The organism is Saccharothrix sp. (assembly GCF_031180885.1).
Lineage (GTDB): Bacteria > Actinomycetota > Actinomycetes > Mycobacteriales > Pseudonocardiaceae > Actinosynnema.
Genome location: NZ_JAPSLK010000088.1, coordinates 1 through 20,284 on the forward strand (window position 1 = coordinate 1; position 20,284 = coordinate 20,284).

General features: G+C 68.5%; 32 protein-coding genes and 2 pseudogenes. All 34 read right to left on the reverse strand.

Translation table 11 applies throughout. The features are described 5' to 3' along the window. Positions 1 to 229: pseudogene (locus RIN75_RS41840) on the reverse strand (30S ribosomal protein S4); the annotation flags it as partial. A 24-nt stretch (positions 230 to 253) separates the two neighbouring features. Beyond that, positions 254 to 661 (reverse strand): 30S ribosomal protein S11, encoded by a 408-nt coding sequence (rpsK, locus tag RIN75_RS41845; RefSeq protein ID WP_033436732.1) that lies wholly within the window; start codon positions 659 to 661, stop codon positions 254 to 256. A gap of 34 nt (positions 662 to 695) precedes the next feature. Continuing rightward, a complete protein-coding gene (gene rpsM, locus RIN75_RS41850) occupies positions 696 to 1,076 on the reverse strand; it encodes a 30S ribosomal protein S13 (protein ID WP_309117666.1) in 381 nt (126 codons plus the stop codon). 214 nt (positions 1,077 to 1,290) lie between these two features. Further along, positions 1,291 to 1,404, reverse strand: coding sequence for a 50S ribosomal protein L36 (rpmJ, locus tag RIN75_RS41855; RefSeq protein WP_010148647.1), 114 nt, complete (start codon positions 1,402 to 1,404; stop codon positions 1,291 to 1,293). A 50-nt stretch (positions 1,405 to 1,454) separates the two neighbouring features. After that, entirely contained in the window at positions 1,455 to 1,676 is a 222-nt protein-coding gene (gene infA / locus RIN75_RS41860; RefSeq protein WP_009948665.1) for a translation initiation factor IF-1, read from the reverse strand. A 161-nt stretch (positions 1,677 to 1,837) separates the two neighbouring features. After that, positions 1,838 to 2,653 carry a DUF1707 domain-containing protein gene (locus RIN75_RS41865; protein WP_309117667.1) on the reverse strand — a complete coding sequence of 272 codons (816 nt, stop codon included), beginning with the start codon at positions 2,651 to 2,653 and terminating at the stop codon, positions 1,838 to 1,840. A 147-nt stretch (positions 2,654 to 2,800) separates the two neighbouring features. Then, positions 2,801 to 3,574: a type I methionyl aminopeptidase gene (gene map / locus RIN75_RS41870; protein ID WP_309117668.1), complete on the reverse strand. Its 774-nt coding sequence runs from the start codon at positions 3,572 to 3,574 to the stop codon at positions 2,801 to 2,803. 50 nt (positions 3,575 to 3,624) lie between these two features. Then, a complete protein-coding gene (locus RIN75_RS41875) occupies positions 3,625 to 4,176 on the reverse strand; it encodes an adenylate kinase (RefSeq protein ID WP_309117669.1) in 552 nt (183 codons plus the stop codon). Further along, entirely contained in the window at positions 4,176 to 5,486 is a 1,311-nt protein-coding gene (gene secY, locus RIN75_RS41880; protein WP_309117670.1) for a preprotein translocase subunit SecY, read from the reverse strand. Before secY ends, RIN75_RS41875 begins: the two co-directional genes overlap by 1 nt. Before the next feature lie 297 nt (positions 5,487 to 5,783). After that, on the reverse strand, positions 5,784 to 6,380 hold the full coding sequence (locus RIN75_RS41885) for a LysE family translocator (RefSeq protein WP_309117671.1): 597 nt from the start codon (positions 6,378 to 6,380) through the stop codon (positions 5,784 to 5,786). A 306-nt stretch (positions 6,381 to 6,686) separates the two neighbouring features. Then, positions 6,687 to 7,130, reverse strand: a complete 444-nt coding sequence (rplO, locus tag RIN75_RS41890) for a 50S ribosomal protein L15 (RefSeq protein ID WP_309117672.1) — start codon at positions 7,128 to 7,130, stop codon at positions 6,687 to 6,689. Further along, positions 7,127 to 7,312 carry a 50S ribosomal protein L30 gene (gene rpmD / locus RIN75_RS41895; RefSeq protein WP_033428588.1) on the reverse strand — a complete coding sequence of 62 codons (186 nt, stop codon included), beginning with the start codon at positions 7,310 to 7,312 and terminating at the stop codon, positions 7,127 to 7,129. Before rpmD ends, rplO begins: the two co-directional genes overlap by 4 nt. A 1-nt stretch (position 7,313) precedes the next feature. Then, entirely contained in the window at positions 7,314 to 7,922 is a 609-nt protein-coding gene (rpsE, locus tag RIN75_RS41900; protein WP_309117673.1) for a 30S ribosomal protein S5, read from the reverse strand. 34 nt (positions 7,923 to 7,956) lie between these two features. Beyond that, positions 7,957 to 8,355: a 50S ribosomal protein L18 gene (gene rplR, locus RIN75_RS41905; protein WP_309117674.1), complete on the reverse strand. Its 399-nt coding sequence runs from the start codon at positions 8,353 to 8,355 to the stop codon at positions 7,957 to 7,959. 1 nt (position 8,356) lies between these two features. After that, complete coding sequence (gene rplF, locus RIN75_RS41910) at positions 8,357 to 8,896, reverse strand: 50S ribosomal protein L6 (RefSeq protein ID WP_309117675.1); 540 nt, start codon at positions 8,894 to 8,896, stop codon at positions 8,357 to 8,359. 18 nt (positions 8,897 to 8,914) lie between these two features. Then, the gene (gene rpsH / locus RIN75_RS41915; RefSeq protein ID WP_309117676.1) at positions 8,915 to 9,313 is read right to left on the reverse strand and encodes a 30S ribosomal protein S8; all 399 of its coding nucleotides are present in this window, start codon (positions 9,311 to 9,313) and stop codon (positions 8,915 to 8,917) included. Between the two features lie 108 nt (positions 9,314 to 9,421). Next, on the reverse strand, positions 9,422 to 9,607 hold the full coding sequence (locus RIN75_RS41920; RefSeq protein WP_121224918.1) for a type Z 30S ribosomal protein S14: 186 nt from the start codon (positions 9,605 to 9,607) through the stop codon (positions 9,422 to 9,424). 4 nt (positions 9,608 to 9,611) lie between these two features. Continuing rightward, positions 9,612 to 10,175, reverse strand: a complete 564-nt coding sequence (rplE, locus tag RIN75_RS41925) for a 50S ribosomal protein L5 (protein ID WP_309117677.1) — start codon at positions 10,173 to 10,175, stop codon at positions 9,612 to 9,614. Beyond that, positions 10,175 to 10,489, reverse strand: coding sequence for a 50S ribosomal protein L24 (gene rplX, locus RIN75_RS41930; RefSeq protein WP_121224914.1), 315 nt, complete (start codon positions 10,487 to 10,489; stop codon positions 10,175 to 10,177). Before rplX ends, rplE begins: the two co-directional genes overlap by 1 nt. A gap of 2 nt (positions 10,490 to 10,491) precedes the next feature. After that, positions 10,492 to 10,860, reverse strand: a complete 369-nt coding sequence (gene rplN, locus RIN75_RS41935; RefSeq protein WP_033436721.1) for a 50S ribosomal protein L14 — start codon at positions 10,858 to 10,860, stop codon at positions 10,492 to 10,494. 68 nt (positions 10,861 to 10,928) lie between these two features. Then, positions 10,929 to 11,210 (reverse strand): 30S ribosomal protein S17, encoded by a 282-nt coding sequence (rpsQ, locus tag RIN75_RS41940; RefSeq protein ID WP_230566487.1) that lies wholly within the window; start codon positions 11,208 to 11,210, stop codon positions 10,929 to 10,931. Then, positions 11,207 to 11,455, reverse strand: coding sequence for a 50S ribosomal protein L29 (rpmC, locus tag RIN75_RS41945; protein ID WP_033428581.1), 249 nt, complete (start codon positions 11,453 to 11,455; stop codon positions 11,207 to 11,209). Before rpmC ends, rpsQ begins: the two co-directional genes overlap by 4 nt. After that, the gene (gene rplP / locus RIN75_RS41950; protein WP_309117678.1) at positions 11,455 to 11,874 is read right to left on the reverse strand and encodes a 50S ribosomal protein L16; all 420 of its coding nucleotides are present in this window, start codon (positions 11,872 to 11,874) and stop codon (positions 11,455 to 11,457) included. Before rplP ends, rpmC begins: the two co-directional genes overlap by 1 nt. 3 nt (positions 11,875 to 11,877) lie before the next feature. After that, positions 11,878 to 12,720 (reverse strand): 30S ribosomal protein S3, encoded by an 843-nt coding sequence (gene rpsC, locus RIN75_RS41955; protein ID WP_309117679.1) that lies wholly within the window; start codon positions 12,718 to 12,720, stop codon positions 11,878 to 11,880. After that, the gene (rplV, locus tag RIN75_RS41960; RefSeq protein ID WP_309117680.1) at positions 12,720 to 13,118 is read right to left on the reverse strand and encodes a 50S ribosomal protein L22; all 399 of its coding nucleotides are present in this window, start codon (positions 13,116 to 13,118) and stop codon (positions 12,720 to 12,722) included. The genes rpsC and rplV overlap by 1 nt, the downstream gene beginning before the upstream one ends. 36 nt (positions 13,119 to 13,154) lie before the next feature. Further along, positions 13,155 to 13,436 carry a 30S ribosomal protein S19 gene (gene rpsS, locus RIN75_RS41965; RefSeq protein ID WP_027940998.1) on the reverse strand — a complete coding sequence of 94 codons (282 nt, stop codon included), beginning with the start codon at positions 13,434 to 13,436 and terminating at the stop codon, positions 13,155 to 13,157. 17 nt (positions 13,437 to 13,453) lie between these two features. Continuing rightward, positions 13,454 to 14,287 (reverse strand): 50S ribosomal protein L2, encoded by an 834-nt coding sequence (rplB, locus tag RIN75_RS41970; RefSeq protein ID WP_309117681.1) that lies wholly within the window; start codon positions 14,285 to 14,287, stop codon positions 13,454 to 13,456. 22 nt (positions 14,288 to 14,309) lie between these two features. After that, positions 14,310 to 14,609, reverse strand: a complete 300-nt coding sequence (gene rplW, locus RIN75_RS41975) for a 50S ribosomal protein L23 (protein WP_309117682.1) — start codon at positions 14,607 to 14,609, stop codon at positions 14,310 to 14,312. Continuing rightward, entirely contained in the window at positions 14,606 to 15,292 is a 687-nt protein-coding gene (rplD, locus tag RIN75_RS41980) for a 50S ribosomal protein L4 (protein ID WP_375296100.1), read from the reverse strand. Before rplD ends, rplW begins: the two co-directional genes overlap by 4 nt. Before the next feature lie 2 nt (positions 15,293 to 15,294). Then, complete coding sequence (gene rplC, locus RIN75_RS41985) at positions 15,295 to 15,945, reverse strand: 50S ribosomal protein L3 (RefSeq protein ID WP_309117683.1); 651 nt, start codon at positions 15,943 to 15,945, stop codon at positions 15,295 to 15,297. A 52-nt stretch (positions 15,946 to 15,997) separates the two neighbouring features. Next, on the reverse strand, positions 15,998 to 16,303 hold the full coding sequence (gene rpsJ, locus RIN75_RS41990; RefSeq protein ID WP_003938093.1) for a 30S ribosomal protein S10: 306 nt from the start codon (positions 16,301 to 16,303) through the stop codon (positions 15,998 to 16,000). 322 nt (positions 16,304 to 16,625) lie between these two features. Continuing rightward, a complete protein-coding gene (tuf, locus tag RIN75_RS41995; protein ID WP_309117684.1) occupies positions 16,626 to 17,819 on the reverse strand; it encodes an elongation factor Tu in 1,194 nt (397 codons plus the stop codon). Positions 17,820 to 17,962: 143 nt separating this feature from the next. Continuing rightward, on the reverse strand, positions 17,963 to 20,065 hold the full coding sequence (gene fusA / locus RIN75_RS42000) for an elongation factor G (protein WP_309117685.1): 2,103 nt from the start codon (positions 20,063 to 20,065) through the stop codon (positions 17,963 to 17,965). Positions 20,066 to 20,161: 96 nt separating this feature from the next. Continuing rightward, a pseudogene (locus tag RIN75_RS42005) lies at positions 20,162 to 20,284 on the reverse strand (30S ribosomal protein S7); the annotation flags it as partial.

The following is a 20,284-nucleotide window of genomic DNA, read 5'->3' on the forward strand; positions in this document are numbered from 1 at the left end:
GGCGGACCGCTTCCTCGTAGTAGCGGCGGAACTGCTTCTCCAGCACGCCGTACGTGTAGCGGGCCTTCTGCTTCTCCTGGAGCTGGAGCAGGTACTCCGACTCCTTGATGCGACCGCGGCCGTGCTGACCGGGCGGGTACGGGCGGCGCTCGAACGCCTGGTCACCGCCGACGAGGTCGACCTTCAGGCGACGCGAGATGCGCGTGGCCGGTCCGGTGTAGCGAGCCATCTGTGCTTACTCCTCCCCGTGCCTTTAGACCCGGCGCCGCTTGGGCGGGCGGCAGCCGTTGTGGGGCTGCGGGGTCACGTCCTGGATCGTGCCGACCTCCAGGCCGGCGGCCTGCAGCGAACGGATCGCGGTCTCGCGGCCGGAGCCGGGGCCCTTCACGAACACGTCCACCTTGCGCATGCCGTGCTCGGCGGCCTTGCGAGCGGCGTTCTCCGCGGCCATCTGCGCCGCGAACGGCGTGGACTTGCGGGAGCCCTTGAAGCCGACGTGGCCGGCGGAAGCCCAGCTGATCACGTTGCCCATCGGGTCCGTGATGGACACGATGGTGTTGTTGAACGTGCTCTTGATGTGGGCCTGGCCGTGCGAGACGTTCTTCTTTTCCTTGCGCCGGACCTTCTTGACCCCGGCGCCCGTACGGGACTTGGGTGGCATATCTGGGTGATCTCCTGGTTAGACGCGCGAGGTCTTACTTCTTGCCGGCCTTCTTCTTGCCCGCAACGGTCTTCTTCGGACCCTTGCGGGTGCGCGCGTTGGTCTTCGTGCGCTGGCCGCGGACGGGGAGGTTGCGACGGTGGCGGAGGCCCTCGTAGCAGCCGATCTCCATCTTGCGGCGGATGTCGGCCTGAACCTCGCGGCGGAGGTCACCCTCGACCTTGAAGTTGCTCTCGATGTAGTCCCGCAGCTTCGTCAGGTCGTCGTCACTGAGGTCCTTGACCCGGACGTCCGGGGAGATCTCGGTGGCCTTCAGCACTTCCTGGGAGCGCGTGCGACCGATACCGAAGATGTAGGTGAGCGCGATCTCCAACCGCTTCTCGCGGGGGAGGTCGACGCCAACGAGTCGTGCCATGCGGCGCTTGCTCCTGTCGTTTCGTCTCCAGGTCTGCTCCTCGCCCGGTTCCGGGACCGACTCGTTGTGCCGTCCCGGCCGCTCTCGCGACCGGTGTCCCGGCCCCGGCCTGGAGTCCGGGGGTGTGCGCCACCGGGGAACCCGGTGGGCAGGTGCGAGGAGGCTTGCTTGGTGTCGCGTCCGCGAAGACCCGACAGTGCTCGGTCGGTGCTGGTCAGCCCTGGCGCTGCTTGTGGCGCAGGTTCTCGCAGATCACCATGACCCGACCGTGGCGGCGGATCACCTTGCACTTGTCGCAGATCTTCTTGACGCTCGGCTGGACCTTCACGCCTGAGCTTCTCCTGCGTCAGCCGACGCCCCGCCTGGGGGCGCCGGAGGTCACTTGTAGCGGTAGACGATGCGCCCGCGGGACAGGTCGTAGGGCGAGAGCTCCACGACAACCCGGTCCTCAGGGAGGATGCGGATGTAGTGCTGACGCATCTTGCCGCTGATGTGTGCCAAGACCTTGTGGCCGTTCTCCAACTCGACGCGGAACATCGCGTTGGGGAGCGGCTCGATCACGCGGCCCTCGACCTCAATGGCCCCGTCCTTCTTGCCCATGTCCTCCGCGTTTCGTGACGGTGGGTACTTGCGTCGGAGTGCGGGCACGCGGCACCCCGACTCCGGATAAGGCCCTTGCGAACCCTTGTCACCGTCCAGGGGGAGCCCCGGGCATGACGGAACCGGCGCGACGTGTGCGCCACCCGTCCATAGTACGCGGGTTACCGCCTCAGCCCAAATCGGACCAGGTGGGCGGTCACGACCACGACGCCGAGCGGCCCCACGACCCACAGCCACCAGGGGTACACCGAGGTCTCGGAGGTGCCGTTGACGATGGCCCAGATGAGCAGGTTGATCGCGCCGGCGAACAGCCAGAGCACGGTCAGCACGGCCAGGAACACGGCGGTCTTGCTGCGCTTCGCCCGAACGGGTGACGACTCGGACCGCCGGGCCTGAGCCTCGTGGCCGGCGCCGCCGTAACCGTTGCCGGGGTCGCGGTGGGCGTCGGGGCCGATCCGGGCACCCGGCCCGCTCGGCGCGTCCCGCCACACCGGGTCGGGACGACCACCAGCCGCGTCACCCGCACGGGCGTACCCGGCGGCCGCGCCCACCCCGTCCTGCCCGGTCGACGTCGAGCCGGCACCGGCCGCGTCACCCGCGTGGGTGAACCCCGTGCCCACTCCGCCCTGCCCGGTCGACGCCGGGCCGGCACCGGCCGCGTCACCGGCCCGATCGGGCCTGGCGGCCATGCTCGACGCGTCCTGCCACACCGGGGCCGGTCGACCGGCCTGCCCACCCGCGGCCGGGGTGTCCCGCGAGCCCGGGGCCCGGCGCCCGCCGTCCGCCCCGACCGGTTCGTCCCCGGGCAGGTCGGCGGTGAGCTCGCGCAGCTCGGCGTAGGTGCGGGCCTCCCGGACGGCCAGGCTGCGCTCCTCGAACTCGGCCCGGGTCAGGCGGCCCTCCTCGTGGGCCTTCGCCAACCGCTCGGCCACGGCCGCGCGGTCGTCGTCGGCGGCCCGGAAGTGTGACTCGGTCATGGGCTGCGCACTTCCTCCGGGCGACAGGGCCGTTGCTGTCCGTACGCGGCCAGCCTACGCCCGGGGCAGTCCCCGCCGGGCCGGGTGATCCACGGCGCACGACGGTTTCACGAAGCCGTCACCCGGCCGTCGCGCACCGGACGCCGGTCACTCCTCCGGCGCGGTGAGCACCCAGGGGCCGTCCTCGGTGATGGCCACCGAGTGCTCCCAGTGGGCGGCGCGCGAGCCGTCGGTGGTGACGACCGTCCAGCCGTCGTCCAGCTCGGCGGTCTGCTCGCTGCCCAGGGTCAGCATCGGCTCGATGGCGATCGCCATGCCGACCTTCAGCCGCGGACCCTTGCCCGGCTTGCCGTGGTTCGGCAAGAACGGGTCCATGTGCATCTTGGTGCCGATGCCGTGGCCGCCGTAGCCGTCGACGATGCCGTACTCGACGCCGTGCTCCTCGCCCGCCCGGATGGTGGCCGACTCGATGGCGAAGGAGATGTCGCTCAGCTTGTTGCCGGGCACGGCCGCCTCGATGCCCGCGAGCATCGAGCGGCGGGTGGCCTCGGACAGCTTCAGCTCGGCGTCGGTCACCGCGCCCACGGGCAGGGTGATGGCCGAGTCGCCGTGCCAGCCGTCCAAGATGGCGCCGCAGTCGATCGAGATCAGGTCGCCCTCGGCGAGCACCTGGGTGCGGCTCGGGATGCCGTGCACGACCTGCTCGTTCACCGACGCGCAGATCGAGGCCGGGAAGCCGTGGTAGCCCTTGAACGACGGGATCGCCCCGGCGTCGCGGATCGACTGCTCGGCCAGCTCGTCCAGCTCGCCGGTGCTGACCCCCGGCTTGGTGTGCGCGGCCAGCAGCGCCAGCGTGCGGGCCACGACCAGCCCGGCGGCGCGCATGGCCTCCAGCTGGCCGCGGCTCTTGATCTCGATCATGCGGTCACGGCTGCCCGGGACCACGCGTCGTAGCGCATCGACGACACCGTTCACTTCGCGTCGCGCAACGCGCGGAGCGCGCGCTCGCTGATCTCTTCCACGTCGCCGACCGCGTCGATCGACACGACGATGTCGGCGTAGTAGTCGAGCAGCGGCGCGGTCTCCGTCCGGTACACCTGCTGGCGGTGCCGGATCACGTCTTCCTTGTCGTCCGTGCGGCCGCGGGCGAGCAGGCGCTCGACCACGACGTCCTCGTCGATCCGGAACTCCAGCACCGCGTCGAGCCTGTGCCCCGACGCCGCCAGCAGCCCGCCGAGCACGTCCGCCTGGGACACGTTGCGCGGGAAGCCGTCGAGCAGGAAGCCGCCGGTGGCGTCGGCCTGCGCGAGGCGCTCGCGGACCATCTCGTTGGTCACCTCGTCCGGCACGAGCTCGCCGGCGTCCAGGTACTCCTGGACCTCCTTGCCGAGGTCGGTCTGCTGGCTGATGTGAGCGCGGAAGAGGTCCCCGGTGGAGATGTGCGGCACGCCGAGCTTGCTGCTGAGGATCTGGGCCTGGGTGCCCTTGCCCGCTCCGGGCGGGCCGACGAGAACGAGTCGCACTAGCGGAGGAACCCTTCGTAGTTGCGCTGCATGAGCTGGCTCTCGATCTGCTTCACGGTGTCGAGGCCGACACCGACCATGATCAGCACCGCCGTGCCACCGAACGGGAAGTTCTGGTTCTGGCCCTGACCGGTCACTTCCAGGAAGAAGTTCGGCAGGATGGCGACGATGCCCAGGTAGAGCGAGCCGGGCAGCGTGATCCGCCCCAGGACGAAGCGGAGGTACTCGGCGGTGGGACGACCCGGCCGGATGCCCGGGATGAACCCACCGAACTTCTTCATCTCGTCGGCACGCTCGTCCGGGTTGAACGTGATGCCGACGTAGAAGTAGGTGAAGAAGACGATCAGCAGGAAGTAGAGCGAGATGTGCACCGGGCTCGACTGCGTCACCAGGTGCGTCTGCACGAAGGTCTCCCACCAGCTCGGCGCGGACCCGTCGGTGGAGGCGGTCAGGCGCGCGATGAGGTCGGGGAGGTAGAGCAGCGACGAGGCGAAGATGACCGGGATGACACCGGCCTGGTTCACCTTCAGCGGCAGGTAGGTCGAGGTGCCGCCGTACATCCGGCGGCCGATCATGCGCTTGGCGTACTGCACCGGGATGCGGCGCTGCGCCTGCTCCACGTAGATGACGCTGGCGATGATCAGCAGGGCCGCGACGCAGACCAGGAAGAAGGTCAGGCCGCCCCGGTCCCAGATGATCTTGCCCTCGATCGGGATGCGGGCCGCGATGCCGCAGAAGATCAGCAGCGACATGCCGTTGCCGATCCCCTTCTCGGTGATGATCTCACCGAGCCACATGATCACGCTGGTGCCCGCGGTCATCACGGTGACCAGGACGATCAGGTTGAAGATGCTCTCGTCCGGGATGACGTCGTGCTCGCAGCCGGCGAACAGCTGGTCGCGCACCGCCAGGGCGATGATGCCGGTGGACTGCAGGACCGCCAGCGCGATGGTCAGGTAGCGGGTGTACTGGGTCAGCTTGCCCTGACCCGCCTGCCCTTCCTTCTTCAGCTGCTCGAACCGCGGGATGACCACGGTGAGCAGCTGGATGATGATGCTCGCGGTGATGTAGGGCATGATGCCCAGCGCGAAGATCGACAGGTTCAGCAGCGCGCCGCCGCTGAACAGGTTGATCAGCGAGTAGACACCCTGCTGGTCGACCTGGTCGATGCACTGTTTCACGTTCTTGAAGGAAACGCCCGGCGCGGGCATGGTCGCACCCAACCGGAACACCACGACGATCCCCAGCGTGAAGAGGATCTTCTTGCGTAGGTCCGGCGTCGCGAGAGCCGAGCGGAATGCGCCGAGCACGCGAACCTCCATCAGCGTTGCCGCCCCGCCTGGGTCGGCATCCTGCGGTGCCGGCTGTGTTGCCGGCACAGTCTTGCGGTCATGCCGCCGGCACTCGCGCCGACGGTGGCGGAAGCGACGGGTAGCCGCGACCGACCCGGAGGACATCCGGGTTCAGCCCGCGACTTTAACAGCCGCGAGGCGGATCGCCGTAGTCAGTCTTCCCGCACACTTCGTACCCGATCAACTGCCGAGGGTCGCAAGCCCCCGAATGGATCAAGTTCGGGTACCGATGGATCGGTTTTCCACCGGTTCGGATCAGGGTTTCGAGACGGCCAGCGCGCCCGCCATCCCCAGCAGCACGGCGCCCGTCGCCCGATCGAGCCAGGCCCTGGCGCGCCGGGTGAGGCCGGCCCTGCGGATGCCCGCGCCGAGCGCCGCGTAGGCGCTGCCGGCCAGCAGCTCGGCGACCAGGTAGACCGCGCCGAGCACGGCCAGCTGGAGCGGGATCGGTCCGCGCGCCGGGTCGACGAACTGCGGCACGAACGCAGTGAAGATCAGCACCGCCTTGGGGTTGGAGATCGCCACCAGGAACTCCTTGCGCAGCGGGCTGCCCTTCCCAACTGGGACTTCACCGCCCCGCCTGGTGGTGAGGACGCGGACCGCGAGGTAGGCGAGGTAGGCGACGCCCGCCCACTTGAGGACCGTCAGCGCGAGGTGGCTCGCGGCCAGCACCGGACCGAGCCCGGCCACCACCGCGGCGACCATGACGGCGAACGCGCCCAGCCGCCCGAACAGCGCCGTCACCGCCCGCGCGGGTCCGTGGTGGACGGCGTGGTGCATCCCCAGCAGGTTGTTGGCGCCCGGCGTCAGTGCCACCAGCACCGAGGCCCCGAAGAAAACAGCCAGCCACATGCCCGCACGCTAACCCACCCCGCCACCCCTTTTACGCCCTCCGCGAACACCCCCCGTCAACCCCGCGAGTCGTACCTCCAGGCCCGGCGAGTCGCACATTCCGGACCCCCGAGTTCAACACTCAGGACCCCCACCCCGGGTCTCTCCCGGCGGCAGGACGGACCGGAACGCGCAACTCGGGGGGCCGGAACGTGCGACGCGGGGGTCTTGGACGTACGACTCGCGCGATCTGGACGTACGACTCGCGGGGATTGGACGCGAACGGCCCCCGGAGCGGGGCTCCGGGGGCCGTTCGGCGGTGGTGCGTTACAGCTCGGTGGTGGTGCCGCCGGCGGCGGCGATCTTCTCGACCGCGCTGCCGGAGAACTTGTTGGCGACGACCTCCAGCTTGACGCCGTTCAGGTCGCCGTTGCCGAGGACCTTGACCGGCTGGTTCTTGCGCACCAGGCCCGCGTGCACCAGGGCGTCCACGTCCACCCGGCCACCCTCGGGGAAGAGGCGGGCGAGGTCGCCCACGTTCACCACCTGGTACTCGGTGCGGAACGGGTTGCGGAAGCCCTTCAGCTTGGGCAGGCGCATGTGCAGCGGCATCTGGCCACCCTCGAAGCGCGGCGAGACGTTCTTCCGCGCTCCGGTGCCCTTCGTGCCGCGGCCCGCGGTCTTGCCCTTGGAGCCCTCACCGCGACCCACGCGGGTCTTCGCGGTCTTGGCGCCGGGGGCCGGACGCAGGTCGTGGATCTTGATGGTCACGACTGGACCTCCTCGACGACCACCAGGTGGCGCACGGCGTGGATCAGGCCGCGCACCTGCGGCGTGTCCTCGCGGACCACCGACTGGCGGATCTTGCGCAACCCCAGGGTCCGGAGGGACTCACGGTGGTTGTGCTTGGTACCGATGCTGCTCTTGACCTGGGTCACCTTGAGCTGGGCCACGTCACACCCCCACACCCGCGCGAGCGCGCAGCATGCCGGCCGGGGCCACGTCCTCCAGGGGCAGACCGCGGCGGGCGGCCACCTCCTCGGGACGCTGGAGGCCCTTCAGGGCCGCCACGGTGGCGTGGACGATGTTGATGGCGTTGTCCGAGCCCAGCGACTTGCTCAGCACGTCGTGGACACCGGCGCACTCCAGCACCGCGCGGACCGCGCCACCGGCGATGACACCGGTACCGGCCGACGCCGGGCGCAGCAGCACGACACCGGCGGCCTTCTCGCCCTGCACCGGGTGAGGGATCGTGCCCGCGATGCGGGGGACGCGGAAGAAGTTCTTCTTCGCCTCCTCCACACCCTTGGCGATCGCCGCCGGCACTTCCTTGGCCTTGCCGTAGCCGACACCGACCATGCCGTCGCCGTCACCGACCACGACGAGGGCGGTGAAGCTGAACCGACGACCACCCTTCACGACCTTGGAGACGCGGTTGATGGCAACCACGCGCTCCAGGTGCGGGGTCTTCTCCTGGGCCGCGCCGCCGCGGCCGCCGTCACGACGGTCGCGACGCTCTCCGCGCTCGCCCCCGCCGCCTTCGCGACGCGTGCGTCCTGGCATCAGGCGTCCCTCTCAATTCCAGTGATGTGCATTGTCAGAACTCCAGCCCCGCCTCGCGGGCGGCGTCGGCCAGAGCTGCGATCCGGCCGTGGTAGGCGTTGCCACCGCGGTCGAACACGACCCTCGTGATCCCGGCCTCCTTGGCGCGGGCGGCGGCCAGCTGGCCGACCTTCGCGGCCTTGGCCTTCTTGTCGCCCTCGACCGCCCGGACGTCCGCCTCCACCGAGGAGGCCGCCGCCAGGGTGTGGCCGGCGAGGTCGTCGATGATCTGCACGGTGATGTGCTTCGACGACCGGTGCACCGCCAGGCGCGGGCGCTCCGGGGTGCCGCTGACCTTCTTGCGGAGGCGGAAGTGACGGCGCGCCTTGGCGATGCGCCGAGTGGTCGAGATGTCCTTGCCGACCGGCTTGCGCTTCGTTGCAGTCTCGCTCATGTCACTTACCCGTCTTTCCGACCTTGCGGCGGATCTTCTCGCCCGCGTAGCGCACGCCCTTGCCCTTGTACGGGTCGGGCTTGCGCAGCTTGCGGATGTTGGCGGCGACCTCGCCGACGAGCTGCTTGTCGATGCCGGCCACGGAGAAGCGGGTCGGGGTCTCCACCGCGAAGGTGATGCCCGCGGGGGCCTCGACCTTGACCGGGTGGCTGTAACCGAGCGCGAACTCCAGGTCGGAACCCTTGAGCGCGACGCGGTAACCGACCCCGTGGATCTCCATCTTCTTCTCGTAGCCCTGCGTCACACCGACGACCATGTTCTGCACCAGGGTGCGCGACAGGCCGTGGAGCGAGCGGCTGCGACGCTCGTCGTTCGGGCGCTTCACCTCGAGGGTGCCGTCTTCGGCCTTCTCGATGATGATCGGCTCAGCGATCGTGAGCGACAGGGTGCCCTTGGGACCCTTGACGCTGACGTCCTGGCCGTCGATCTGCACGTCGACCCCGGAGGGGACGGTGATCGGCAGCTTTCCGATGCGCGACATTGGCTTGTCCCCCTTCCCTTACCAGACGTAGGCGAGGACTTCGCCGCCCACGCCCGACTTGTTGGCCTGACGGTCGGTCATGAGACCGCCGGAGGTCGAGATGATCGCGACGCCCAGCCCGCCCAGCACCTTCGGCAGGTTCGTCGACTTCGCGTACACGCGGAGACCGGGCTTGGACACGCGGCGGAGGCCGGCGATGCTGCGCTCGCGGTTCGGGCCGTACTTCAGCTCGATGACGAGCTGCTTGGCCACGTCGCCCTCCTCGTCGCGGTAGCTCGCGATGTAGCCCTCGCGCTTGAGGATCTCGGCGATGTTCGCCTTGAGCTTGGAGTGCGGCATCACGACCTTGTCGTGGTAAGCCGAGTTCGCGTTCCGCAGACGCGTCAGCATGTCTGCGATCGGGTCGGTCATCGTCATGGTGACCTGGTCAACCTTTCTCGCTGCGGTTCCCCAGTCAGGGTCCCGGTGGGTCGTGAGCGGGCCTACAGCGAAGTGGGATATTCGAAAACCTGCCGGTGGGCGGGTCTACCAGCTCGACTTGCTCACGCCGGGCAGCTCGCCCCGGTGGGCCATCTCGCGCAGGCAGATCCGGCACAGGCCGAACTTGCGGAACACCGAGTGCGGCCGGCCGCAGCGCTGGCACCGGGTGTACCCCCGCACCTTGAACTTCGGCTTCTTGGCCGCCTTGTTGATCAGAGCCTTCTTGGCCATCAGCTCAGTTCTCCTTGAACGGGAAGCCCAGGGCCTTCAGCAGCGCCCGGCCCTCCTCGTCGTTGGTGGCGGTGGTGACGACCGTGATGTCCATGCCGCGGGGGCGGTCGATGGCGTCCGGGTCGATCTCGTGGAACATCGACTGCTCGTTGAGGCCGAACGTGTAGTTCCCGTTGCCGTCGAACTGCTTGCCGGACAGGCCGCGGAAGTCGCGGATGCGCGGCAGCGCGATCGTCAGCAGGCGGTCCAGGAACTCCCACATGCGGTCGCCGCGCAGCGTCACGCGCGCACCGATCGGCATGCCCTCGCGCAGCTTGAACTGGGCGATGGACTTGCGCGCCTTGCGGACCTCGGGGCGCTGGCCGGTGATGATCGACAGGTCGCGCACGGCGCCCTCGATCAGCTTGCCGTCGCGGGCGGCGTCGCCGACGCCCATGTTCACGACGACCTTCACGACGCCCGGGATCTGCATCACGTTGGCGTACTCGAACTGCTTGCGCAGCTCCGCGACGATCTCCTCGCGGTAGCGGGCCTTCAGCCGGGGAACGGTCTTCTCAACGGTCGTCATCAGATGTCCTTCCCGTTACGACGGGAAATGCGGACCCGCTTGCCCTCGTCGTTCGTCCGGTAGCCCACGCGGGTCGGCTTGCCGTCCGAGTCGACCACCATCACGTTGGACACGTGGATGGGGGCCTCCTGGGTCACGATGCCGCCCGACTGCGCGCCGCGCTGGGTCTGCGTGATCCGGGTGTGCTTCTTGATGCGGTTGACGCCCTCGACCAGGACGCGGTTCTCGGCGGGGTAGGCCTGGATGACCTTGCCGCGAGCGCCCTTGTCCTTGCCGGCGATGACGACGACCGTGTCGCCCTTCTTCACCTTCATGGTCAGAGCACCTCCGGCGCCAACGAGATGATCTTCATGAACTTCTTGTCGCGCAGCTCGCGACCGACCGGGCCGAAGATGCGGGTGCCCCGCGGCTCGTTGTCGTTCTTGATGAGCACCGCGGCGTTCTCGTCGAACCGGATGTAAGAGCCGTCGGGACGGCGCTTCTCCTTGACGGTGCGGACGATGACCGCCTTGACGACGTCGCCCTTCTTGACGCCGGCACCCGGGATGGCCTGCTTCACCGTCGCGACGATGATGTCCCCGATGCCCGCGTAGCGGCGGCCCGAGCCACCGAGAACACGGATGCAGAGGATTTCCTTCGCACCGGTGTTGTCGGCGACGCGCAGCCGCGACTCCTGCTGGATCACTTACCTGCTCCTTGACCATTCCTGGCCCGCCAGATTTCCGACCTGACGGGCTCGGTCGAACCGACTGGCTACTTGGCCTTCTCGAGGACCTGCACGAGGCGCCAGCGCTTGGTGGCCGACAACGGCCGCGTCTCCATCAGCAGGACGCGGTCGCCGACGCCGGCGGTGTTCTGCTCGTCGTGCGCCTTCACCTTGGTGGTGGAGCGCATGACCTTCGAGTACCGGCGGTGCTTCTTGCGGTCCTCGACCGCCACCACGATCGTCTTGTCCATCTTGTCGGACACGACGTAGCCCTCGCGGACCTTGCGGTCGTTGCGAACCTCGGTAGTCACTTCGTTGTTCTCGCTCATGCCGCACCCTCACCAGTGGAAACCGCGTCGGGAGAGGCCGAGAGGCCCAGCTCCCGTTCCCGCATCACGGTGTAGATCCGGGCGATCTCGTGCCGGACCGTGCGCAGGCGGCGGTTGTTGTCGAGCTGCCCGGTGGCCATCTGGAAGCGGAGGTTGAACAGCTCCTCCTTCGCCTCCCTCAGGCGCAGCACGAGCTCTTCCTCGGTGAGCTCACGCAGCTCGGAAGCGGTGGTACCCGCTGCCATCAGAACTCACCACCCTCTCGCGTGACGATGCGGCACTTCATCGGGAGCTTGTGGATCGCGCGGCGGAGCGCCTCGCGGGCCACGGCCTCGTTCGGGAAGCTCATCTCGAAGAGCACCCGACCCGGCTTGACGTTGGCCACCCACCACTCCGGGGAGCCCTTGCCGGAACCCATGCGGGTCTCGGCGGGCTTCTTGGTCAGCGGGCGGTCCGGGAAGATGTTGATCCAGACCTTGCCACCACGGCGGATGTGCCGGGTGATGGCGATACGAGCCGACTCGATCTGCCGGTTGGTCACGTAGGCGGGCTCCAGGGCCTGGATGCCGTACTCGCCGAAGGTGACCCTCGTGCCGCCCTTGGCAGCACCGGACCGGCTGGGGTGGTGCTGCTTGCGGTGCTTGACCCTGCGCGGGATGAGCACTACTCAGCCCTCCGTCTTCGCGACGCCCGGAGCGTTGTCCGTGGCAACGTCACCGGTCGTCTGGTCGTTGGCCTGCGCGGCGCGCCCCGCGTCGGTGCTCGTCGCGGTGGTGCCGCTGGCACCGGAGCGACGGGCCCGGTTCGGGCGGTCACCGCGGTCGCGCCGAGGCGTGCGCTCCGCCGACGGAGCGGCGTCGCGCTCGCGCTTGGCGGAGATGCCGCCGACCACGTCACCCTTGTAGATCCACACCTTCACGCCGATGCGGCCGAACGTGGTGCGGGCCTCGAAGAAGCCGTAGTCGATGTCGGCGCGCAGCGTGTGCAGCGGCACGCGGCCGTCGCGGTAGTGCTCCGAGCGGGACATCTCGGCGCCGCCCAGGCGGCCACCGCACTGCACGCGGATGCCCTTGACCTGCGGCGAGCGCATGGCCGACTGGATGGCCTTGCGCATCGCGCGGCGGAAGGCCACGCGGTTGGACAGCTGCTCGGCCACGCCCTGCGCGACGAGCTGCGCGTCCGACTCGGGGCTCTTCACCTCGAGGATGTTGAGCTGCACCTGCTTCTTGGTGAGCTTCTCCAGCTCACCGCGGATGCGGTCGGCCTCGGCGCCGCGGCGGCCGATGACGATGCCCGGCCGGGCGGTGTGGATGTCGACGCGGACCCGGTCGCGGGTGCGCTCGATCTCCACCTTGGCGATGCCGGCACGCTCCATGCCACGCGAGAGCAGCTTGCGGATCTTGACATCCTCGGCCACGTACTCGGCGTACTGCTTGTCGGCGTACCAGCGGGACTTCCAGTCGGTGGTGATCCCCAGCCGGAAGCCGTGCGGGTTGATCTTCTGGCCCACTACCGGTTCCCCTTCGCGCTGGTCTTCTTGGGACGGCTCTCCACCTCGACGGTGATGTGGCTCGTCCGCTTGCGGATCCGGTAGGCGCGGCCCTGGGCGCGCGGGCGGAACCGCTTGAGGGTCGGACCCTCGTCCACGTAGACCTTCGACACCCACAGGGTGTCGGGGTCGAGGGACAGGTTGTTCTCGGCGTTGGCCACGGCGCTCGCGAGCACCTTGCGGACCGGCTCCGAAGCCGCCTGCGGCGCGAACTGGAGCACGGCCAGGGCCTCGCTGGCGCTACGACCCCTGATGAGCTCGACGACGCGGCGCACCTTCATCGGCGTGTCGCGGACGTAGCGAGCCCGAGCCACGGCGCGCGGGTACTCCGGCGCGTCGGCTTCGTTGCGGGCGTTCATCGCTGCTTCCCCTTGCTCTGATTCCTAGTTCGTCGCCTAGCGGCGGCGGGACTTCCGGTCGTCCTTGATGTGACCCTTGAACGTGCGGGTCGGGGCGAACTCGCCGAGCTTGTGCCCGACCATCGCCTCGGTCACGAACACCGGCACGTGCTTGCGGCCGTCGTGCACCGCGATCGTGTGGCCCAGCATGTCGGGGATGATCGTCGACCGGCGGGACCAGGTCTTGATCACGGTCTTCTTGCCCGACTCGTTCAGGGCGTCCACCTTCTTGAGCAGGTGGTCGTCCACGAAGGGGCCCTTCTTCAGGCTACGAGGCATCCTTCACTCCCTCCTGCTCAGCGCTTCTTACCGGTGCGACGACGCCGGACGATGAGCTTGTCGCTTGCCTTGCGGCGGCGGGTGCGGCCCTCGGGCTTGCCTGCCGGGTTCACCGGGTGGCGACCACCGGAGGTCTTGCCCTCACCACCACCGTGGGGGTGGTCGACCGGGTTCATGGCGACACCGCGGACGGTGGGCTTCTTGCCCTTCCACCGCATGCGGCCGGCCTTGCCCCAGTTGATGTTCTGGTGCTCGGCGTTGCCGACCTCGCCGACCGTGGCGCGGCAGCGGACGTCCACGTTGCGGATCTCGCCCGAGGGCATCCGCAGCTGGGCGTACGGGCCGTCCTTGGCGACGAGCTGCACGCTGGCACCGGCCGAGCGGGCGATCTTGGCGCCGCCGCCGGGGCGGAGCTCGATCGCGTGGACAACGGTGCCGACCGGGATGTTGCGGAGCGGCAGGTTGTTGCCCGGCTTGATGTCGGCCTTGGGGCCGTTCTCCACGACGTCGCCCTGCTGGAGCTTCGAGGGGGCGATGATGTAGCGCTTCTCGCCGTCGAAGTAGTGCAGCAGCGCGATGCGCGCGGTGCGGTTGGGGTCGTACTCGATGTGCGCGACCTTGGCCGGCACGCCGTCCTTGTCGGTGCGGCGGAAGTCGATCAGGCGGTAGGCCCGCTTGTGGCCGCCGCCCTTGTGGCGCGTGGTGATCTTGCCCGACGCGTTGCGGCCACCGCGGCCGTGCAGCGGGCGGATCAGCGACTTCTCCGGCGTCGACCGAGTGATCTCGGCGAAGTCGGAGACGCTCGCACCGCGACGACCCGGGGTCGTCGGCTTGTACTTGCGAATGCCCATCTCTACGCAGTCCTCGTCGTCATCAGGCGGCCGGGCCGCCGAAGATCTCGATCGGCTTGCTCTCGGCGGACAGCGTCACGATGGCGCGCTTGGTGTCCTTGCGCTTGCCGTAACCGGTCCGGGTGCGCTTGCGCTTGCCCTGCCGGTTGATCGTGTTGACGCTGACGACCTTGACGCCGAAGACCTTCTCCACGGCGATCTTGATCTGGGTCTTGTTCGCGCCCGGCGCCACCAGGAAGGTGTACTTGTTCTCCTCCAGGAGCCCGTAGGACTTCTCGGAGATGACCGGCGCGAGCAGGACGTCCCTGTGGTCGGGGATCACTTCGCGGCCTCCTCGTCCACTGCGGACGCGGTCGCCTCGGCGGAGCCGACGCCCTGCTGGGCCTTGCTCGCCAGGAAGACGTCGAGCGCGTCCTTGGTGAACACCACGTCGTCGTTGACCAGCACGTCGTAGGTGTTCAGCTGGTCGGGGGCGATGATGTGCACGTTCGGCAGGTTGCGCAGGCTGACCCACGAGACCTCGTCGGTGCGCAGCAGCACGGCCAGCACGCGACGCGCCTGCGTCACGGTCTCCAGCGCCTTGCGGGCCGCCTTGGTCGACGGGGTGTCGCCCTCGACGAAGCCGCTGACCACGTGGACCTGGCCGGCACGCGCCCGGTCGGAGAGGGCACCGCGCAGGGCGGCGGCCTTCATCTTCTTGGGGGTGCGCTGGCTGTAGTCGCGCGGCTGCGGGCCGTGGACCGTGCCACCGCCGGCGAACTGCGGCGCGCGGGTCGAGCCCTGGCGGGCGCGGCCGGTGCCCTTCTGGCGGTACGGCTTCTTGCCGCCGCCGGAGACCTCGCCGCGCGTCTTGGTGGCGTGGGTGCCCTGGCGGGCCGCGGCCTGCTGGGCCACGACGACCTGGTGCAGCAGGGCCACGTTCGCCTGCGCGTCGAAGATCGCGGCGGGCAGTTCGACGGAGCCGTCGGTCTTGCCGTCCGGGGTGCGGATCTCAACGGAAGTCATGATCAGGCACCACCCTTCGCAGCGGTCTTGATGAACACGGTGCCGCCCTTGGGACCGGGGACCGCGCCCTTGATGAGCAGCAGGCCGGACTCGGCGTCGACCTTGTGCACCTTCAGGTTCTGGGTGGTCACGCGCACGTTGCCCATGCGACCCGCCATGCGCAGGCCCTTGAACACGCGGCCGGGCGTGGCGCACCCGCCGATCGAACCGGGCGAGCGGTGCTTGCGCTGCGTGCCGTGGCTGGCCCCGAGGCCGCCGAAGCCGTGGCGCTTCATGACACCCGCGGTGCCCTTGCCCTTGCTGGTGCCGACCACGTCGACCACAGCGCCGGCCTCGAACACCTCGGCGGTGATCTCCTGGCCGACCGTGTACTCGGACGCGTCCGTGGTGCGCAGCTCCGCCAGGTGGCGGCGAGGCGTCACGCCCGCCTTGGCGAAGTGGCCCGCGACGGGCTTGTTCACCTTGCGCGGGTCGATCGCGCCGAAGGCCAGCTGCACGGCCGAGTAGCCGTCGTTCTCCTGGGTCCGAACCTGGGTGACCACGTTCGGCTCGGCCTTGACGACGGTCACCGGGACGACCCGGTTGTTCTCGTCGAAGACCTGAGTCATGCCGAGCTTGGTGCCCAGGAGGCCCTTAACCTGCCTGTCAGACATGAGTCTCTTTGCTCTCCGCCCCAAAAGGGATCAACACTGCCGCGTCCAACGCTTACTGGATGTTGACGTCGACGCTCGCCGGCAGGTCGATGCGCATGAGCGCGTCCACCGTCTTCGGCGTCGGGTCGAGGATGTCGATCAGACGCTTGTGCGTGCGCATCTCGAAGTGCTCGCGCGAGTCCTTGTACTTGTGCGGCGAGCGGATGACGCAGTAAACGTTCTTCTCAGTGGGCAGCGGCACAGGCCCGACGACCCGAGCGCCGGTGCGCGTCACGGTCTCGACGATCTTGCGCGCGGACGCGTCGATCGCCTCGTGGTCGTAGGCCTTGAGCCGGATGCGGATCTTCTGTCCCGCCATGATGGCTTGCCGTTCCTCTGCTTCTCGTACCGCTGCGGTGCGGGCACCACGAGGCCACTGGGACCTTCCGGCGCGCTCCGCCCCCTATTAAGGACTGACACCGAGCGGTGTCACGGTGCCCGGTCCACGCGGTCGGGCGTGTCGCGCCCTTGGCCATAGACCGGTCCCACTGATGAAACCTGTGGGATTGTGTTGCTGCTAACCCCGCTCGCACGGGGGCGGCCGGTTCGAGTCGAACTCGGCCGCCCCGTGACGAGCAACCCGTCAATGGTCGCACACCGGGGTGCGCGGGCCAAATCGGGGGTCGGTTTTTAGAGCCAGGTCACTTGAGGATCTTGGTGACCGAGCCGGCGCCGACGGTGCGGCCACCCTCGCGGATGGCGAACCGCAGGCCCTCGTCCATGGCGATCGGCTGGATCAGCTTGACCGACATCGACGTGGTGTCGCCCGGCATGACCATCTCGGTGCCCTCGGGGAGGGTCACGACGCCGGTCACGTCAGTCGTCCGGAAGTAGAACTGCGGACGGTAGTTGTTGAAGAACGGCGTGTGGCGGCCGCCCTCGTCCTTGGACAGGATGTAGACCTGCGCCTCGAACTCGGTGTGCGGGGTGGTGGTGCCCGGCTTCACGATGACCATGCCGCGCTCCACCTCCTCGCGCTTGATGCCGCGCAGCAGCAGGGCGGCGTTGTCGCCCGCCTGGCCCTCGTCGAGGAACTTCTTGAACATCTCGATCGAGGTGACAGTCGTCTTGCGCGACTGCTCCTTGATGCCGACGATCTCGACTTCCTCGTTGACCTTGATGATGCCGCGCTCGATGCGGCCGGTCACCACGGTGCCACGACCGGTGATGGTGAACACGTCCTCGACCGGCATCAGGAACGGCCGGTCGACCTCGCGCTCCGGCTCCGGGATGTTCTCGTCCACGGCGTCCATCAGGCCGAGGAGCTTCTCGCCCCACTCGGCGTCGCCCTCCAGCGCCTTGAGCGCGGAGACGCGGACCACCGGCAGGTCGTCACCCGGGAACTCGTACTCGGAGAGCAGCTCGCGGACCTCGAGCTCGACGAGCTCCAGGATCTCCTCGTCGTCCACCATGTCGGCCTTGTTCAGGGCCACCACGATGTAGGGCACACCGACCTGGCGGGCCAGGAGGACGTGCTCCTTGGTCTGCGGCATCGGGCCGTCGGTCGCCGCGACCACCAGGATGGCGCCGTCCATCTGCGCCGCACCGGTGATCATGTTCTTGATGTAGTCGGCGTGACCGGGGCAGTCGACGTGCGCGTAGTGGCGCTTGTCGGTCTGGTACTCGATGTGCGCGATCGAGATGGTGATGCCGCGCTGCTTCTCCTCCGGCGCCTTGTCGATCTGGTCGAACGGCGTGAAGGGGTTGAGGTCCGGGTACTTGTCGTGCAGGACCTTGGAGATCGCCGCGGTCAGCGTCGTCTTGCCGTGGTCGATGTGACCGATGGTGCCGATGTTGACGTGCGGCTTCGTCCGCTCGAACTTCGCCTTCGCCACTGGATTGTCCTCCTGGACTTCTGTTGCTGTGCCCGGCGGGTGCTGCGGTTGCCCACCCGCCGGGCGTCACGTCAGGGTTTTGCGGACCCCAGGGACTCACAACCCCGGAGAGCCCGCGTGGTGCTGCGGTGCTCCGGTTGGGGTTACTCGCCCGTCGCCTTCGCGATGATCTCCTTCGAGACGTTCGCGGGAACCTCTGCGTAGGAGTCGAACGTCATCGAGTAGTTCGCGCGACCCTGGGTCTTCGACCGCAGGTCACCCACGTACCCGAACATCTCCGACAGCGGGACCAGCGCCTTGACGACGCGGGTGCCGCTGCGCTCCTCCATGGCCTGGATCTGGCCACGGCGGGAGTTCAAGTCGCCGATCACGTCGCCCATGTACTCCTCGGGCGTGGTGACCTCGACGGCCATCATCGGCTCGAGCAGGACCGGGCTCGCCTGGCGGGCGGCCTCCTTGAGCGCCATCGAACCGGCGATCTTGAAGGCCATTTCCGAGGAGTCCACCTCGTGGTAGGCACCGTCGACCAGCGTCAGCTTGAGGCCCACCAGCGGGTAGCCCGCGAGCACGCCGTACTGCATGGCGTCCTGGGCACCGGCGTCCACCGACGGGATGTACTCCCGCGGGATGCGGCCACCGGTGACGGAGTTGACGAACTCGTAGAGCGCGCCGTCCTCCTGCTTCTCCAGCGGCTCCAGGTCGATGATGACCTTCGCGAACTGGCCGGAGCCACCGGTCTGCTTCTTGTGCGTGTAGGAGTACTTCTCCACCTTGCGGCGGATGGTCTCCCGGTAGGCCACCTGGGGCTTGCCGATGTTGGCCTCGACCTTGAACTCGCGGCGCATGCGGTCCACCAGGATGTCCAGGTGGAGCTCGCCCATGCCGGCGATGATGGTCTGGCCGGTCTCCTCGTCCTGCTTGACGCGGAAGGTCGGGTCCTCCTCGGCCAGCTTCTGGATCGCCGTGGAGAGCTTCTCCTGGTCGGCCTTCGTCTTGGGCTCGATCGCCACCTCGATGACCGGCTCGGGGAAGGTCATGGACTCCAGCACGATGGGCGCCTGCGGGTCGCAGAGCGTCTCACCGGTGGTGGTGTCCTTGAGGCCGATGACGGCGTAGATGTGGCCCGCCATGGCCTCGCTGACCGGGTTCTCCTTGTTGGCGTGCATCTGGAAGATCTTCCCGATGCGCTCCTTGCGGTCCTTGGTCGAGTTGATGACCTGGGTGCCCGCGGCGACCTTGCCCGAGTAGACCCGGATGTAGGTCAGCTTGCCGTGGTACGGGTGCGCGGCGATCTTGAACGCCAGCGCCGAGAACGGCTCGTCGACCGACGCCTTGCGGCTGGCCGCCGTCTCACCGTCCTGCAGCGTGCCCTCGACCGGCGGGAGGTCCAGCGGCGACGGCAGGTAGTCGATCACGGCGTCGAGCATGGGCTGCACGCCCTTGTTCTTGAACGCCGAGCCGCACAGCACCGGGTAGGCCGAACCCTCGTTCACGATCTTGCGGATGCCCGCCTTGATCTGCTCGACGGTCAGCTCCTCGCCACCGAGGTAGGCCTCCATCAGGGCGTCGTCGGTCTCGGCGACGGCCTCGATGAGCTGCTCGCGGTACTCGTTGGCCTTGTCGACGAGGTCGGCCGGGATCTCCTCGACCGTGTAGTCCTCGCCCTTCTGGACCTCGCCGCGCCAGGTCAGCGCGCGCATCTCGACCAGGTCCACGACGCCGATGAAGTCGCTCTCGGCGCCGATCGGGAGCTGGATCGGCAGCGGCTTGGCACCCAGGCGCTCCGAGATGGTGCGCACGGTGAAGTAGAAGTCCGCGCCCAGCTTGTCCATCTTGTTGACGAAGCAGATGCGCGGGACGTCGTACTTGGTGGCCTGGCGCCAGACCTGCTCGGACTGGGGCTCGACGCCCTCCTTGCCGTCGAACACCGCGACGGCGCCGTCGAGGACGCGCAGGTTCCGCTCCACCTCGACGGTGAAGTCGACGTGGCCCGGCGTGTCGATGAGGTTGATCTGGTGGTTCTTCCAGTAGCAGGTCGTCGCGGCGGACGTGATCGTGATGCCGCGCTCCTGCTCCTGCTCCATCCAGTCCATCGTCGCGGCGCCGTCGTGGACCTCGCCGATCTTGTAGTTGATCCCCGTGTAGAAGAGGATCCGCTCGGTCGTCGTGGTCTTGCCCGCGTCGATGTGGGCCATGATCCCGATGTTGCGGACCTTGGCCAGGTCGGTGAGCACGTCCTGTGCCACGGGTGTTTCCCCTGTCTTGAGCTAGCTGGTGGCAGGCTCACTAGGGCTGGGAGGCGCCAGGCGGGTTCACTCGGGGCTCCCCCGCCTGGCGGCACGTCACCAGCGGTAGTGGGCGAAGGCCTTGTTCGACTCGGCCATCTTGTGCGTGTCCTCGCGGCGCTTGACGCTCGCGCCCAGGCCGTTGCTCGCGTCGAGCAGCTCGTTCATCAGGCGCTCGAT